The sequence below is a fragment of the Rahnella selenatireducens genome, assembly GCF_046449555.1.
Taxonomy (GTDB): domain Bacteria; phylum Pseudomonadota; class Gammaproteobacteria; order Enterobacterales; family Enterobacteriaceae; genus Rahnella; species Rahnella selenatireducens.
The window spans coordinates 435,863-452,451 of record NZ_JBKEZJ010000003.1 but is presented as its reverse complement, the minus strand read 5'-3'; the positions used below and the strand labels follow the sequence as shown (position 1 = coordinate 452,451).

At 51.4% G+C, this 16,589-nt stretch carries 12 protein-coding genes; 3 read left to right on the top strand and 9 right to left on the bottom strand.

Annotated features, from left to right (window positions below):
• The first annotated feature begins 252 nt into the window (after window positions 1-252).
• The 3 genes from focA to pflA all read left to right on the top strand — a co-directional run bounded on the left by focA (window position 253) and on the right by pflA (window position 4,477).
• Window positions 253-1,110, top strand: coding sequence for a formate transporter FocA (focA, locus tag ACLBVC_RS07725; protein WP_095922616.1), 858 nt, complete (start codon window positions 253-255; stop codon window positions 1,108-1,110).
• A gap of 74 nt (window positions 1,111-1,184) precedes the next feature.
• The gene (gene pflB, locus ACLBVC_RS07720) at window positions 1,185-3,467 is read left to right on the top strand and encodes a formate C-acetyltransferase (RefSeq protein WP_195812800.1); all 2,283 of its coding nucleotides are present in this window, start codon (window positions 1,185-1,187) and stop codon (window positions 3,465-3,467) included.
• A gap of 269 nt (window positions 3,468-3,736) precedes the next feature.
• Entirely contained in the window at window positions 3,737-4,477 is a 741-nt protein-coding gene (pflA, locus tag ACLBVC_RS07715; protein WP_015689580.1) for a pyruvate formate lyase 1-activating protein, read from the top strand.
• Window positions 4,478-4,555: 78 nt separating this feature from the next.
• Here pflA and ACLBVC_RS07710 read toward each other — a convergent pair whose 3' ends face one another.
• The 9 genes from ACLBVC_RS07710 to ACLBVC_RS07670 form a co-directional block, all read right to left on the bottom strand.
• Window positions 4,556-5,701, bottom strand: coding sequence for an MFS transporter (locus ACLBVC_RS07710; protein WP_410149140.1), 1,146 nt, complete (start codon window positions 5,699-5,701; stop codon window positions 4,556-4,558).
• A 133-nt stretch (window positions 5,702-5,834) separates the two neighbouring features.
• Window positions 5,835-6,404, bottom strand: a complete 570-nt coding sequence (gene napF, locus ACLBVC_RS07705) for a ferredoxin-type protein NapF (protein ID WP_410149139.1) — start codon at window positions 6,402-6,404, stop codon at window positions 5,835-5,837.
• The gene (gene dmsD, locus ACLBVC_RS07700; RefSeq protein WP_410149138.1) at window positions 6,404-7,015 is read right to left on the bottom strand and encodes a Tat proofreading chaperone DmsD; all 612 of its coding nucleotides are present in this window, start codon (window positions 7,013-7,015) and stop codon (window positions 6,404-6,406) included. The genes napF and dmsD overlap by 1 nt, the downstream gene beginning before the upstream one ends.
• 61 nt (window positions 7,016-7,076) lie before the next feature.
• Window positions 7,077-7,934 carry a dimethyl sulfoxide reductase anchor subunit family protein gene (locus tag ACLBVC_RS07695; protein ID WP_410149137.1) on the bottom strand — a complete coding sequence of 286 codons (858 nt, stop codon included), beginning with the start codon at window positions 7,932-7,934 and terminating at the stop codon, window positions 7,077-7,079.
• Window position 7,935: 1 nt separating this feature from the next.
• Window positions 7,936-8,553: a DMSO/selenate family reductase complex B subunit gene (locus ACLBVC_RS07690; protein WP_104921445.1), complete on the bottom strand. Its 618-nt coding sequence runs from the start codon at window positions 8,551-8,553 to the stop codon at window positions 7,936-7,938.
• Between the two features lie 11 nt (window positions 8,554-8,564).
• Window positions 8,565-11,012 carry a dimethylsulfoxide reductase subunit A gene (dmsA, locus tag ACLBVC_RS07685; protein WP_410149136.1) on the bottom strand — a complete coding sequence of 816 codons (2,448 nt, stop codon included), beginning with the start codon at window positions 11,010-11,012 and terminating at the stop codon, window positions 8,565-8,567.
• An 83-nt stretch (window positions 11,013-11,095) separates the two neighbouring features.
• Window positions 11,096-13,552 (bottom strand): selenate/tellurate reductase subunit YnfE, encoded by a 2,457-nt coding sequence (ynfE, locus tag ACLBVC_RS07680; protein ID WP_410149135.1) that lies wholly within the window; start codon window positions 13,550-13,552, stop codon window positions 11,096-11,098.
• 290 nt (window positions 13,553-13,842) lie between these two features.
• Window positions 13,843-15,135, bottom strand: a complete 1,293-nt coding sequence (serS, locus tag ACLBVC_RS07675) for a serine--tRNA ligase (RefSeq protein ID WP_410149134.1) — start codon at window positions 15,133-15,135, stop codon at window positions 13,843-13,845.
• Window positions 15,136-15,242: 107 nt separating this feature from the next.
• Window positions 15,243-16,586 (bottom strand): replication-associated recombination protein A, encoded by a 1,344-nt coding sequence (locus ACLBVC_RS07670; RefSeq protein WP_129638968.1) that lies wholly within the window; start codon window positions 16,584-16,586, stop codon window positions 15,243-15,245.
• Window positions 16,587-16,589 lie beyond the last annotated feature (3 nt).

The following is a 16,589-nucleotide window of genomic DNA, read 5'->3' as shown; positions in this document are numbered from 1 at the left end:
CCACAGCCATTAACAATGGCTTATTTTAATTTACGCATAAATAAAAATAAATTGAGCATCCATCAACTTTATTTGTAAAAATTAAAATGTTTTTATTCGTTTATTTTCATTGAGTTATCTAAAAAACCACCCATTCAGTAGTACATCGAAAAGCACCAAAACCCGCCTCGTATGATCCACGTCAATTTTTACGTTATACTGCTTTGCTAGTATCTCGTTGCGCAGTGCATAGCCCTGAATAAGAGAGTTAATGTGAAAGCTGACAACCCCTTCGATCTAATATTACCCGCCGCTACAGCGAAAGTTGCTGAAGATGCCGGCGTTTATAAAGCCACCAAACAGCCGTTAAAAACATTCTTTTTAGCCATTACTGCTGGCGTCTTTATTTCTATCGCCTTTGCTTTTTATATCACTGCCACCACAGGCACCGGCACCGTTCCTTACGGCCTCGCAAAACTCGTTGGGGGCATCTGCTTCTCACTGGGATTAATGCTGGTCGTTGTCTGCGGCGCTGACCTGTTTACCTCCACTGTGCTTATCGTGATTGCGAAAGCCAGCGGGCGTATCACCTGGGGGCAATTGGCACGTAACTGGGTCAATGTCTATATTGGTAACCTTATTGGATGTCTGTTCTTTGTCGCACTGATTTGGTTCTCGGGTGAGTATATGGTCGATAATGGTTTGTGGGGACTGAACGTTCTGCAAACTGCTGACCATAAAATGCATCACACGTTTATTGAAGCCGTTTGTCTGGGCATTCTGGCTAACCTGATGGTGTGCCTGGCGGTATGGATGAGTTACTCCGGCCGCAGTCTGATGGACAAAATGTTCGCAATGATCCTCCCCGTCGGCATGTTCGTCGCCAGCGGTTTCGAGCACAGCATTGCCAACATGTTCATGATCCCTTTAGGCATCGTAGTGAAGAACTTTGCGACACCAGAATTCTGGCAGGCTGTCGGCGCAACTCCGGCACAATTCGCAGAACTGAACATCACTAACTTTATCATCGACAATCTCATTCCTGTGACCATCGGTAACATCATCGGGGGCGGTTTGCTGGTAGGGTTAACGTATTGGGTCATATATCTTCGCGATGAGAAGCACCACTGATACAACGTGGCACTCTTGTTACGACAGTTTTACACGCGATTTTTAAGAAATCCAAATTAGAAGGTAGGTGCAAAATGTCCAAGCTCAATGAAAAATTGACCAACGCATGGGAAGGTTTTAGTGCTGGTGAATGGCAGAACGGCGTAAACGTCCGCGACTTCATTCAGAAAAACTACACACCGTATGAAGGTGATGAATCCTTCCTGGCTGGCGCGACTCAAGCGACAACCACCCTGTGGGATAAAGTGATGGAAGGTATCAAACTGGAGAACCGCACTAAGGCTCCTGTTGATTTTGATACTGACGTTGCGGCTACCATCACTTCTCATGACGCTGGCTACATCAATAAATCTCTGGAAACTATCGTTGGTCTGCAAACTGACGCGCCATTGAAACGTGCTCTGATCCCATTCGGCGGCATTAAAATGGTTGAAGGTTCATGTAAAGTTTATGGCCGTGAACTGGATCCAGCGCTGAAAAAAGTTTTCACCGACTACCGTAAAACCCATAACCAGGGTGTTTTCGACGTTTACACCAAAGACATTCTGAACTGCCGTAAATCTGGCGTTCTGACCGGTCTGCCAGATGCTTATGGCCGTGGCCGTATCATCGGTGACTACCGTCGCGTTGCGCTGTACGGTATTGATTTCCTGATGGCTGATAAATACGCACAATTCCAGTCTCTGCAAAACGATCTGGAAAACGGCGTGAATCTGGAAATGACCATCCAGCTGCGTGAAGAAATCTCTGAACAACATCGTGCTTTGGGTCAGATTAAAGAAATGGCTGCCAAATACGGTTGCGACATTTCTGGCCCTGCTACCAACGCACAAGAAGCGGTTCAATGGACTTACTTCGGCTACCTGGCTGCGGTGAAATCCCAGAACGGCGCTGCAATGTCCTTCGGCCGCGTATCTACCTTCCTTGACGTGTTCATCGATCGTGATATCAAAGCAGGCAAACTGAACGAAGAACAGGCTCAGGAACTGATTGACCACCTGGTTATGAAACTGCGTATGGTTCGTTTCCTGCGTACCCCTGAGTATGATGAACTGTTCTCCGGTGACCCAATCTGGGCGACTGAATCCCTGGCAGGTATGGGTGTTGATGGTCGTACTCTGGTAACCAAAAACAGCTTCCGCTTCCTGAATACCCTCTACACCATGGGGCCTTCACCAGAGCCGAACATGACCATCCTGTGGTCTGAAAAGCTGCCAATGAACTTCAAAAAGTACGCAGCGAAAGTGTCTATCGATACCTCATCTGTACAGTATGAGAACGATGACCTGATGCGTCCTGACTTCAACAACGATGACTACGCTATCGCTTGTTGTGTGAGCCCAATGGTTGTGGGTAAACAAATGCAGTTCTTCGGTGCTCGTGCAAACCTGGCGAAAACTATGCTGTATGCAATCAACGGCGGCGTTGATGAAAAAATGAAAATCCAGGTTGGCCCTAAAGAAGCGCCAATGATGGATGAAGTGCTGGACTATGACAAAGTTATGGATCGCATGGATCACTTCATGGACTGGCTGGCTAAACAGTACGTCACAGCACTGAACATCATTCACTACATGCATGACAAATACAGCTACGAAGCTGCGTTGATGGCTCTGCATGACCGTGATGTGTATCGCACAATGGCATGTGGTATCGCAGGTCTGTCAGTGGCTGCTGACTCCCTGTCTGCTATCAAATATGCAAAAGTTAGCACCATCCGTGACGAAGACGGCCTGGCTGTAGACTTCAAAATTGAAGGCGAATATCCGCAGTTCGGTAACAACGATTCTCGCGTAGACGATATCGCTTGTGACCTGGTAGAACGTTTCATGAAGAAAATTCAGAAACTGCGTACCTACCGTGGCGCTGTAGCAACTCAGTCTGTTCTGACCATCACCTCTAACGTGGTTTATGGTAAGAAAACAGGTAACACTCCAGACGGTCGTCGTGCTGGTGCTCCATTCGGCCCAGGCGCAAACCCAATGCACGGTCGTGACCAGAAAGGTGCGGTTGCCTCTCTGACCTCTGTTGCTAAACTGCCGTTTGCTTACGCAAAAGATGGTATTTCTTATACCTTCTCTATCGTTCCAAATGCGCTGGGTAAAGATGATGATGTTCGTAAAGCGAACCTCGCGGGCCTGATGGATGGTTACTTCCACCACGAAGCGTCCATCGAAGGTGGTCAACACCTGAACGTGAACGTCATGAACCGCGAAATGCTGTTAGACGCGATGGAACATCCTGAAAACTATCCTCAGCTGACCATCCGTGTTTCTGGTTATGCAGTACGCTTCAACTCACTGACTAAAGAACAGCAACAAGACGTTATTACCCGTACTTTCACCAAGTCCCTGTAATAATCTGCTAATGATTTAGTGTGATATAAAAAGGCTCCACAACGTGGAGCCTTTGTTTCTTCCTCCCTGCCCGCACTGTCCTCGCGACAGTCTGTTTTGCCAGAGCGCTATACGTTGTGGACCTCTGGCAAAGCAGTACCGCCATTGCTGACAATCAACCTTATTGATTGTCTGGTATCATAAACATGTGGTTTCCAGTTTATCTCTGCCAGGCCAGCATCCGCACATTTAGACTGCTATTCATTGGTCAATATGGAGAATAACCCGCAATGTCAGTTCAAGGTCGCATCCACTCATATGAATCCTGTGGCACCGTTGACGGCCCAGGTATCCGTTTCATTGTATTTTTCCAGGGTTGCCTGATGCGTTGCATGTATTGCCACAATCGCGATACCTGGGACACACATGGCGGGAAAGAGATCAATGTCGATGACTTAATGAAAGAAGTGGTGACCTATCGCCATTTTATGAATGCTTCTGGCGGCGGCGTAACGGCTTCTGGTGGAGAAGCAATTCTTCAGGCTGAATTCGTGCGTGACTGGTTCCGCGCGTGTCAGAAAGAAGGCATTAACACCTGTCTGGACACCAACGGTTTTGTCCGCCGTTATGATCCGGTGATCGACGAATTACTGGATGTCTCAGATTTGGTAATGCTCGATCTGAAACAGATGAACGACGATATCCACCAGAATCTGGTCGGCGTCTCTAACCACCGTACCCTGGATTTTGCCCGCTATCTGGCTAAACGTAATCAGCGTACCTGGATCCGTTATGTGGTTGTGCCGGGCTGGTCAGATGATGATGATTCCGCACACAAACTCGGTGAGTTCACCAAAGACATGACGAACATCGAGAAGATTGAACTGTTGCCTTATCACGAGCTGGGCAAACACAAATGGACTGCGATGGGCGAGAAATATGGTCTGGATGGCGTGAACCCACCGACTAAAGAAATCATGGAACGCGTGAAAAATATTCTTGCCAGCTACGGACACAAAGTCATTTATTAATGAGCTGATTGTTTATGGTAAAATTGTTGCCCAAAAAAAGACGCCTGAAGGCGTCTTTTTTGCTTTTAAATATTCGTATCAGGCGGTTGCCACCGGATTATGATGATGGTCGGCTTTACGCATCAACATCACCAGATAAACCAGTGAAACTACAGCGATCATCACAAACAGCAGACGGTCTGAATAGCTTTGCATCAGTAACGCGGTCATCGTCGGCCCTGCAAGGCTTCCGATGGTGTAACTCATCAGCAAAGCCTGATTCATCGCGACCAGTTCTTCAGAATTGACTTTTTCACAAGCCCAAGACATTGCAACCGGATACAACGTAAAGCCCGCGCATCCGAGAATGAACAGCGTCGGCGCCATCGCATAACCGCTCAGCATAGCGATACTGCCGAGGATCACGGCGAAGATCTGGATACGGAGTACCATCAGGCGGCCGTAACGATCGGCCAGACGCCCTACCGGCCATTGCCCGATAATCCCGGCGCTGACGAGAAGCGCCATCCAGTATCCGACATCAGCATCGCTCATGCCCTGATGCGCAAGAAACAGCGGCATCAGTCCATACAGAGAGCCCAACACAATGCCGGAAATGATACAGCCGTTGATCCCAAGGCGGGCGTTGCGGCGTCTGAACATCGGCATGACCGCATGCCGCGGCTGGTCGATATCCTGATTCTCAATATGAATCATCAAAATCGGCAGAATGGCGATAACGATCAGCGCCGTGACCCACGGCAGCACGCTCAGCAACGCTGTTGGAACTGTGCCGACCAGCAGTTGCCCGACCACGGTACCGATGTAATACATGATCATGTATGCCGCCAGCAGCTGGCCACGGTTTTTCACCGTACCGCTGCGCAGCAACGCGCTTTCCACCACAACCCAGATCAGCGCGCAGCCTACACCGGCAACAAAGCGTGCAGTAACCCAGCTCCAGAAGTCCATCGAAAGCGCCAGACCTGCAGTGGCGACAGCAAACATGATGCAGGAAAGATAATAGCTGCGGTTAAAACCAATGCGTTTTATCAGGCTACCGGCAATCAACGTACCCAGCAAATTACCGGTGAAATACGATGAACTGACAAGCCCGACCTGCCAGGTTGGCAATTGTTCGTGACTGAGCCACAACGGCACCAGCGTGTTTAAAGCGGCGATAGAAATCGTCAGCAGGAGAAGTCCGCACAACAGCAGAGCGACAGGACGGGAATAGGCGGACATAGGTTGTTGACGACCACAAAATCGAGGAAATTGCGCGCATCATGCCACCGGCCAACAAAATGTCAATCTGGCAAAAAGAGGCCCGCGCACAAACTGAGGGGTGATGATTGAAAACGCTAATCAAGCAAAGAGATCAGGAATCATGATGCTTCAATGACAACTGAATATCACCATGATAACAAACAAGTTTGCATTTCCCGCAGCCGTCACACTTCTGATTATCTGCGGAAGGTTGATTCTGTTGATTAAAAAATATTGCCGTGTGCGGACACGCAATTTCGCACATCCTGCACAAATCATCCATTCGCCCTAAACACTGCTGCAAAATTACCGGGCGCAGTCCCGTATCCGGCGCAGTATCTGGATCAAGCGCGCCACGGTCACAGGCATGAGTACAGGCACCACAAAAATCGCATTCTGCATACTCGATACTGAGCACGGCCTTACCGGACTCAACGCTGAGTAGTCCCACCGGGCACGCGTCAGCGCAATGCCCGCACCCGTTGCATTGTTGCAGGAAAAGCGGTTCCGCAATCGCCTGCGGTGGACGCGGAACTGCCCGCTGGAACATATCTGCGGCGACCGTGTTTTCTTCTGCGTGCGGCTTTGCGGATGACAATAATCCACGGAATAATCCCCGGCGGCTGACAACCCGGCTGCTCATCCAGGCGTGATAATAGTGGTTATCCCGTGGATCACTCATCAGAAATACAATTCCTTCGCCGGAGGAATTTTCAGCGCCAGCATCTGACCCCATCCGTTAAGCGTTGATTCCGCCAGAACGGCCACGCCCTCATACCAGGGATGTTCAGCTTTTATTCGCAGCAATTCGAAATAACGTCCCGACCACGGCAGTAAATGTGCCGTCAGATACTCACCGAGGAGTTGAGGTGAATTTTCGGCCAGCCAGGCAGACATCATCAGCATCAGTCCAATGTGATCTTCCGGTTCGGCCTGCGTCAGATGCGGTTCAATATGGTTCACGCGCATCCACTGGCGCAATGCCAGTGTAGAATCACCAAAAATGACCGATTCTTTATCGAGATAGACCGAGCCCCACGGCGGAGCCGGTAAGGCATATGGCCCGACGAACAGGCGCTGCCATGCTTCATTTAACTCTTCCGCAGACGCCTTAGTCTGAGCAAACAATTCTGCGGCACGGGCCTTTGCATCGTGCGTTGCACAGGGCCACATCGGCTTCCAGCCGCTGTCTTTCAATAATGCGACCAAAGGCTGAACTTGGTCTGAATCCGGGGGATAAAACAACATCGCGCCCAACACCTTCGCGGTTAAACTTATTGATTCTGCTGACATAGTTTACTCTTTCTTTCGGGGCACACCGCTTCCGGCGGCGTGTCCCCTTGATGAACTGAAATCAGCCGCTGACGGCCATACCGACGGTCATGTGCAAACCATAGAAAATCACACGTCCAATCAGCTCACCGGCAACGACCAGCACGAAAGCTAAAACCATCGAAGCGATCGCAGGACGCTTGCGCAGTATCAAAGGGCAAATCCAGCAACCCAGTCCTAATGCAATCAGCACCAGCCGTGAAACTGACAACATGCCGTATTGCGGAATCAGCGCAGAAGCCGCCTGAACGGCGCTGTTGATCGAGGCAAGGCTGGCACTTTGCATTACCACCACACACATACTGACGACCAGCGCCGTGACACTGATAACCGGCAGCAGACGAAGCGCACAGCCGTTAAAATCAGCGCCGCGCAGCAGCAAATACCCCAGAACCGGGCCGCCAATCAGCACCGTCAGTCCGAAGTGGAACGCGGTGTAAGCATTATCCCACGTTGGTACTGTATTAATTTCGTAAACACGGCACATGGCATAAACGAAACCAATACCTGCCACCATGGTCACGATCAGCCAGACTTTTCCCAATGCGCGCGGCATTTTATTGAGGACAGCCAGCAGCCAGTAAATCCCACCTAAAGCAAAGAAGAGTGAGCCACTGCCGATCTCATTACTGAGCGGCGAAGCGCCGAGACGGTTGAGAGAATTGAAAGCGCGCAGTGGTGAGCCCAGGTGCAGAACAGAGGCGATAAAAGCCACCGCCATCAGCACCCAGAGGAAAAACATCGACAGGTGGATCCGACGACATTCTTCTTCGCTACGCCGGGTCAGCAATGCAATCGCCAGCACGATAAATGCACCAACTACGCATTGCCCGAGAACCGTAAAGACCATTAAAGGCCATTCATGCCATCCGTTTCCCATCTCAAACCTCCTTCGGGTTAGCCAGATAACCCGTGGTATCGCCTACAGGACGGCAATTCGCATTGGGTTTAATGACGATATTAGGGTGAGTAAAATGCGCAGCGGGCAAAGGCGCGACTTCAGCCAGCTCGCCGTATTTCGCACGCAGCTCTTCGATCGGTGCCATATCCAGCGCGCGCAGCGGGCAGGACTCAACGCAAATAGGCTTCTTGCCTTCTGCGATCCGCTCGTAGCAGCCGTCGCATTTCGTCATATGCCCTTTGGCTTCGTTGTACTGCGGCGCACCGTACGGGCACGCCATATGGCAGTAACGGCAACCGATGCACACGTCTTCGTTGACCACCACAAAACCGTCCTCCCGCTTATGCATCGCACCACTCGGGCAAACCTTGGTACAGGCCGGATCCGCGCAGTGGTTGCAGGAAATCGACAGGTAATAGGCGAAGACATTCTGATGCCAGCCATCGCCGTCCTGCTGCCAGTCGCCACCGGCATATTCGTATACCCGGCGAAAACTGACATCAGGCGTCAGATTTTTGAAATCCTTACAGGCCAGTTCGCAGGTTTTACAGCCTGTACAGCGGCTTGAATCAATATAAAATCCATATTGAGTTGTCATGTTTTGCTCCATTAAACCTTAGCCACTTGCACAAGGTTGGTGTGAGAGGGGTTACCTTTCGCCAGCGGTGAAGGTCTTTGAGACGTCAGTACGTTGATGCTGCCCGCGCGGTCGATCTTTTTACTGTCGGGGGAATACCAGGCACCTTCGCTGAGCGCGACAACGCCCGGCATCATGCGTGGTGTCACTTTGGCGGCAATACGCACTTCGCCGCGATCGTTGTAGATGCGGATCATGTCGCCGTTCGTGATACCGCGCTGTGAAGCATCCATCGGGTTGATCCACATTTCCTGACGACAGGCAGCTTTGAGTACGTCGACATTGCCGTAGGTTGAATGGGTGCGTGCTTTGTAATGGAAACCGGTCAGTTGCAGGGGATATTTGCTGGCCAGCGGGTCGTCATAGTTCTCAAAACCGGCTGCATAAACCGGCAGCGGATCAATCACATCGTCTTTGGCGAGTTCCCATTCGGCGGCAATTTTTGCCAGCTCTGCCGAGTAGATTTCGATTTTGCCGGAAGGCGTATCCAGCGGATTTGCAACAGGATCTTCACGGAACGCTTTATACGCCACGTGATGCTGTTGAGGATCGCGTTTCTTGAACATGCCCTGTTTACGGAATGTGTCGAAATCCGGCAGTTCCGGCAGTGCTTCGCGGGATTGCTGATACAGATGACGCATCCACTCTTCCTGCGTGCGCCCTTCCGTAAACTTCTGCTCAACGCCCATACGACGCGCCAGTTCAGAGGTCATTTCATAAATATTTTTGCACTGGAAACGTGGCTTGATCGCCTGATCGGCAAAAATGATGTAGTCCATATTGCCGCAGGAAGCATCCAGGCAAAAATCCATCTGCTCAGACGCCGTACAGTCCGGCAAAATAATGTCGGCGTATTTCGCTGACGACGTCATGTGATTATCAATCACTACGATCATTTCGCATTGCGTATCGTCCTGCAGAATGTCATGCGTACGGTTGATATCAGAATGCTGATTGATCAGACAGTTACCGGCGTAGTTCCAGATAAACTTGATCGGGACATCCAGTTTGGCCTTTCCGCGTACGCCGTCTTTGGTGGCCGTCATTTCCGGGCCACGGACAATAGCGTCAGTCCAGAGGAACATGGAAATGCTGGTTTGGATCGGGTTTTCAAACGTCGGCATACGAACAAACGGGATTTCGTACGAACCCTCGCGCGCGCCGGAGTTCCCGCCGTGAACGCCCACGTTGCCGGTCAGAATCGCCAGCATCGCAATGGCACGGGTTGCAATTTCGCCGTTTGCATGGCGCTGCGGTCCCCAACCCTGAGTAATAAAGGCCGGTTTTGCCTGACCGATTTCACGCCCCAGCTTCACGATTTTATCGACAGAAATGCCGGTAATTTTGGCTGCCCATGCAGGTGTTTTTGCAATCCCATCCGGACCCTCGCCGAGAATATAGGCTTTATAGTGGGCATTTTGCGGGACACCGGCCGGTAGGGTTTTCTCATCGTAACCGACACAATATTTATCAAGGAACGGCTGATCGACCAAATTTTCGATAATCATTACGTGTGCCAGCGCAGCCGCAAGCGCCCCGTCGGTTCCCGGGCGAATCGGAATCCATTCATCTTCACGACCCGCTCCAGTATCGGTATAACGCGGATCGACAATAATCATGCGGGCGTTGGACTTCTGGCGGGCTTGCTCAAGATAATACGTCACGCCACCGCCGCTCATACGGGTTTCGCCCGGATTATTCCCGAACAGAACCACCAGCTTACTGTTTTCAATATCTGAAGGACTGTTGCCGTCCGCCCAGCCGCCGTAGGTATAATTCAGACCGGCGGCAATCTGTGCGGAGCTGTAATCTCCATAATGATTGAGATAACCGCCGCAACAGTTCATCAGGCGCGCAATCAGGGTTTTACCCGGCGGCCACGAACGCGTCATGGTGCCGCCCAACGTGCCGGTGCCGTAGTTCAGATAAATCGCTTCATTGCCAAAACGCTGAATAATGTCTTTCAGGCTGCCAGCCAGCGTGTCGAACGCTTCATCCCAACTGATTGGCTTAAATTTGCCTTCACCGCGTTTGCCGACGCGCTTCATTGGGTATTTCAGGCGGTCGGGATTGTAAACACGACGGCGCATTGAACGCCCGCGCAAACAGGCCCGCACCTGATGCAGCGCCTCATAATCATCTTCGCCAGTATTGTCGGTCTCGACGTAACGAATTTCGTCGTCCACCACGTGCATTCTGAGCGGACAACGGCTGCCGCAGTTGACCGTGCATGCACTCCAGACCACTTTCTCTTCGGCCGTTTTTGTCGTCGCGGGGGCTGAATCTGCTCGCACAAATTTGAACGGCAGCGATATTCCTCCTACTGCGGCGGCCATCCCGGCCAGCGTAGTTCCTTTGACCAGTTCGCGGCGGCTGATCCCGCTACCTGAACCGGATTTAGTTCTGTTTTGTTCCGACATTACATACTCCACATACGCCCCGGTTTAAGGGACGAAAATTTAACAACCGTGTCACTGAGCCTGGCTCTTTGTCCGTCGCTTCTTTAGACTTTTTCTATTTGAATCAGATTGGTATGTTGAGGATTCCCCTTCGCGAGAGGCGAAGGCCGCTGAGTCGTCAGCGTGTTCATGCAGGCACCATGGTCAATACGATCACCACTCATATTGGCCTGATGCCATGCACCCTGGCCCATAGCAACAACGCCGGGCATGATGCGGGGCGTGACTTTCGCTGCCACACGGACTTCACCACGGTCGTTGAAAACTTTCACTTTGTCGCCGTTTTGGATACCACGGGTTTGCGCATCCATCGGGTTGATCCAGACTTCCTGACGGCACGCGGCCTGCAAGACATCAATATTGCCGTAGGTTGAATGGGTACGCGCTTTGTAATGGAAACCGAACATCTGTAGCGGAAACTGGCCTCGTTTCGGATCATCCCAGCCTTCGAAAGTGGAGGCATAAACCGGTAACGGGCTGATGGTTTCGTCTTTTTGCAGCTCCCATTCACCGGCTATTTTTGCCAGCGCAGAAGAGTAAATCTCGATTTTTCCTGAGGGCGTTTTCAGCGGATTAGCCTGAGGATCCTGACGGAATTTTTTGTAGGCAACGAAATGCCCGGCCGGATCCTTGCGCTTATAAATTCCCATTTCACGCAGCTCTTCATAGGCCGGTAATGCCGGATCGTTTGCCAGCATTTTCGAGTAGAGCGCCTGCAACCACTGCCGTTGTGTACGGCCTTCCGTGAATTTCTGATAAACATCCGGGCCAAGCCGCCGCGCGACTTCGCTCATCATTTCGTAGATACCTTTTCGTTCAAACTTAGCGGATGTCGCAGGTTGAATGAAAATCAGATACCCCATATTCCCCGCGTAATCATTGGGAATGATGTCTTCCTGCTCTACGGTCATTAGATCCGGAAGCAGGATATCGGCGTATCTGGCCGAAGAGGTCATGAAGTTTTCGAGCACGACGATCATTTCGCACTGTGAATCGTCCTGCAAAATATCGTGGGTTTTATTGATGTCAGAATGCTGATTGGTAATGGTATTACCGGCATAGTTCCAGATGAACTTGATCGGAACATCCAGCTTGTCTTTACCGCGAACGCCGTCAGCTTTAGCCGTCATTTCCGGGCCACGCGCAATCGCATCGGTCCAGCTGAAACAGGAAATCTGCGTCTGAACCGGATTGTCCAGCACCGGCATGCGCTCAATGGTGATGGTATAGGTGGATTCCCGCGCCCCGCTGTTACCGCCGTTAATCCCAACGTTTCCGGTCAAAATCGGCAGCATGGCGATCGCACGCGATGTTAGTTCACCATTGGCCTGACGTTGTGGCCCCCACCCCTGAGAAATGTAGGCCGGTTTTGCCTGGCCGATTTCCCGCGCCAGTTTCACGATTTTGTCTGCAGGAATACCAGTGATTCGCGAAGCCCATTCCGGTGTTTTAGCGGTGCCGTCCGCGCCCTGCCCGAGAATATAAGCTTTGTAATGGCTGTTGGCGGGGGCGTCTGCCGGTAAGGTTTTTTCGTCGTAACCTACACAATACGAATCAAGGAAAGCCTGATCGACCATGTTTTCGGTGATCAATACATGTGCAAGCCCGGCGACCAGGGCGGCGTCGGTTCCGGGACGGATTGGGATCCATTCATCTTCGCGCCCTGCGGCGGTGTCGGTATAACGCGGGTCGATCACGATCATTCTGGCGTTTGAGCGCTGACGCGCCTGCTCAAGATAGTAGGTAATCCCACCGCCGCTCATGCGTGTTTCAGCCGGATTATTGCCGAACAGTACCACCAGTTTGCTGTTTTCGATGTCGGACGTGCTGTTGCCGTCGTTGCTGCCATAGGTGTAAGGCATGGCGCAGGCAATTTGCGCGGTGCTGTAAGTCCCGTAATGGCTGAGGAAACCGCCGTAGCAGTTCATCAGACGAGCGACCAGCGAGGCGTAAGGTGATGAGCGGGTAATGTTGCCGCCCACAACGCCGGAAGTGTAATTGATATACACCGCTTCATTGCCGTATTTGGCGACAATTCGCTTCAGGTTGTTGGCAATCTCGTCGAAGGCTTCTTCCCAGCTGATGCGTTTAAATTTCCCTTCACCACGCTTACCCACGCGTTTCATCGGATAATTCAGACGTTCCGGGTGATTCATACGGCGGCGGATCGAACGCCCGCGCAGACAGGCCCGAACCTGATGATCGCCGTAAATATCGTTGCCGGTATTGTCAGTTTCGACCCAGTAAACTTCATCATCACGGACATGAAGACGCAGCGCACACCGGCTGCCGCAGTTAACTGAGCACGCGCCCCATACCACTTTATCTTCGGGTGTTGAAACCGTTTTGCCACCGGTCACGTCGGCTAAAACCTTGCGGCTGAAAGGAAGTGAAACACCTCCCGCCGCGATGGCTAATCCGGCCAGCGTAGATGTTTTCATCAGCGTACGGCGGCTGATACCGTTCTTTTCCGTGATCTTATCTGATTTGATTACCGACATTTTCGCGCTCCGCTAAGTTGCCTCGCCATAGCGCACCGGTTATAAAAACCGGCGTCTAAAACCCTGGCAAGAAAATGAGCGGGTCGTGAAGTTTATATTCTCAGATTAGAAAAGTACCCACTCAGATAGCGTGGATATTACTTATTAAGGGTTAGTAAACTTTGTCTGCTATCAAAAAACGTCGGGTTGACTCAGGCAAATTGCCGGATATTTAACGCATCGCACTATTTTATACATAAAAAAAGCGCCCGGAGGCGCTTTTTCGCTATATTATTCAGAACATAACGGGGTTAGCCGATATATTCTAAACCGCCCATGTAAGGACGCAATACTTCCGGCACTTCTATCCGGCCATCAGCTTGCTGATAGTTTTCCAGCACAGCGACCAGCGTACGACCGACTGCCAGACCCGAGCCGTTCAGGGTATGAACGAGACGTGGTTTTTTGTCCGTTTTATTGCGGAAGCGAGCTTGCATACGACGCGCCTGGAAATCCCACATGTTTGAACATGAGGAGATTTCGCGGTAAGTGTCCTGCGCTGGTAGCCACACTTCCAGATCGTAAGTTTTGCTTGAACCGAAGCCCATGTCGCCGGTACACAGCAACATTTTACGGTATGGCAGATTCAGTAACTGAAGCACTTTTTCAGCATGACCGGTCAGTTCTTCCAGCGCCTGCATGGAATCTTCCGGACGAACAATCTGAACCATTTCGACTTTATCGAACTGGTGCATACGGATCAGGCCACGGGTATCACGTCCATAAGAACCGGCTTCTGAACGGAAGCAAGGTGTATGGGCGGTCATTTTAAGTGGCAGAGATTCTTCTTCCAGAATTTCGTCACGAACCAGATTCGTCAGCGGCACTTCTGCGGTTGGGATCAGCGCATAGTTGCTGCTGCCGGCTTCTTCATCCAAAGGCTTAGTGTGGAACAGGTCTTCGCCAAACTTCGGCAACTGACCTGTACCGTACAGCGTCTCGTGGTTAACAAGATACGGCACGTAGGCTTCCAGATAACCGTGTTGCTCGGTGTGCAGATCCAGCATGAACTGGGACAGCGCGCGGTGCATGCGGGCGATTTGCCCTTTCATGACCACAAAACGAGCGCCGGTCAGTTTCACTGCAGCAGCGAAATCCAGACCGCCTGCCATTTCGCCCAGCGATACGTGATCGCGGACGGAGAAATCGTACTGGCGCGGTGTGCCCCAGCGGCTGACTTCCTGGTTATCGTTCTCGTCTTTACCGGCAGGTACTGAATCATCTGGCAGGTTTGGAATAGCGGAAGCGATATCTCGGATATCGTTCTGCAATGCGTCCAGCTCAGCTTTCGCAGCGTCCAGCTTCTCACCCAGCGTATTCACTTCCAGACGCAGGGGTTCGATGTCTTCGCCACGGGCTTTTGCCTGACCGATAGATTTCGATCGTGCGTTACGTTCAGCCTGGAGAGTTTCCGTTTCTACCTGCAAGACTTTGCGGCGTTCTTCCTGAGAACGCAGCGTTTCCACATCGAGTTTAAAACCTCTGCGAGCGAGTTTTTCTGCAACTGCGTCTAGCTCATTACGCAGCAGATTGGGATCCAGCATGCTAATCCTGTACGTGTCGTTATTGAATGTTAATTTGACGATGCACGCTGCCTGAAATAGCAGCGTGTCAAAGAGTTATCACTGGTAACCTTACCGCAACGATAAAATTAGCGGTAGCGTTTTGTGGGGCTATTTTGATCTTGTTCAGCGAGCCATGCCAGCTTTTCGCCGATCTTACCTTCGAGTCCCCGTGAAGTCGGGTAATAATACTGCGTGCGGGCCATTTCTGGTGGGAAATAATCTTCACCGGCTGCGTAGGCATTAGGCTCATCATGCGCATAACGGTATTCCGCGCCCAACCCCATTTCTTTCATCAGTTTGGTCGGTGCATTACGCAGGTGTTCCGGTACATCGTAATCAGCCATTTCACGTGCATCGCGCATTGCCGATTTGAAAGCGGTATAGACCGCATTACTTTTCGGCGCACACGCCAGATAAACAATGGCCTGAGCAATGGCACGTTCGCCTTCCGCAGGGCCGACGCGCGTAAAGCAGTCCCAGGCCGAAATCGCCACCTGCATACCACGTGGATCGGCGTTGCCGACGTCTTCAGACGCAATCGCCAGTAAACGCCTTGCGACATACAACGGATCGCCACCAGCGGTAATAATGCGTGCGTACCAGTACAGCGCCGCATCCGGTGAGGAACCGCGCACAGATTTATGTAACGCAGAAATCAGATCGTAGAAACGGTCACCCTTATTATCGAAACGCGCGCTGCGCTCACCGGCAATCTCGGTCAGCAGTTCCGGCGTCAGCGTGCGATAGCCTTTGGCATCAATCTCAGCCATATCAGCCATCATTTCGATGCTGTTCAACGCACGACGGGCGTCGCCATTAACAAGTTCAGAAAGCATGCGGCGCGTTTCAGGCGGAACACGAATTTTTTCGTTGGCGTAACCACGCTCAGCGTTCGTCAGCGCCTGATCGATGACTTTTTCGATATCTTCAGCCGTCAGCGATTTGAGGAGATAAACACGAGCACGGGATAACAAGGCGGAATTTAGTTCAAAAGACGGGTTTTCTGTTGTAGCACCGATAAACGTAATTGTGCCGTCTTCGATATGAGGCAGAAAAGCATCCTGCTGGCTTTTGTTGAAACGATGGACTTCGTCAACAAACAGAATGGTGCGACGCCCGGCATCACGGTTTTGCCGCGCGCGCTCGATAGCCTCGCGAATATCTTTCACCCCTGAGGTCACCGCTGAAATGCGCTCAACATCGGCATTTGCATAACGGCCAATGAGTTCTGCCAGTGTGGTTTTCCCGGTTCCCGGCGGCCCCCACAAAATCATCGAGTGCAACTGACCCGCCTCGATGGCACGCGGCAAAGGCTTGCCCGGCGCGAGAAGATGCTGCTGACCAATGTATTCTGCAAGGGTTACTGGCCGCATTCTGGCGGCCAGTGGCTGGAATTCATTCTGGGAAAAATCGAGTGACAGATTACTCAAGCT

Coding starts and splice junctions, on each gene's coding strand:
- pflB (WP_195812800.1), top strand. CDS start 1,185: ATGTCCAAGCTCAATGAAAAATTGACCAACGCATGGGAAGGTTTTAGT.
- napF (WP_410149139.1), bottom strand. CDS start 6,404: ATGAGTGATCCACGGGATAACCACTATTATCACGCCTGGATGAGCAGC.
- ACLBVC_RS07695 (WP_410149137.1), bottom strand. CDS start 7,934: ATGGGAAACGGATGGCATGAATGGCCTTTAATGGTCTTTACGGTTCTC.
- serS (WP_410149134.1), bottom strand. CDS start 15,135: ATGCTGGATCCCAATCTGCTGCGTAATGAGCTAGACGCAGTTGCAGAA.
- dmsA (WP_410149136.1), bottom strand. CDS start 11,012: ATGTCGGAACAAAACAGAACTAAATCCGGTTCAGGTAGCGGGATCAGC.
- pflA (WP_015689580.1), top strand. CDS start 3,737: ATGTCAGTTCAAGGTCGCATCCACTCATATGAATCCTGTGGCACCGTT.
- dmsD (WP_410149138.1), bottom strand. CDS start 7,015: ATGTCAGCAGAATCAATAAGTTTAACCGCGAAGGTGTTGGGCGCGATG.
- ynfE (WP_410149135.1), bottom strand. CDS start 13,552: ATGTCGGTAATCAAATCAGATAAGATCACGGAAAAGAACGGTATCAGC.
- ACLBVC_RS07690 (WP_104921445.1), bottom strand. CDS start 8,553: ATGACAACTCAATATGGATTTTATATTGATTCAAGCCGCTGTACAGGC.
- ACLBVC_RS07710 (WP_410149140.1), bottom strand. CDS start 5,701: ATGTCCGCCTATTCCCGTCCTGTCGCTCTGCTGTTGTGCGGACTTCTC.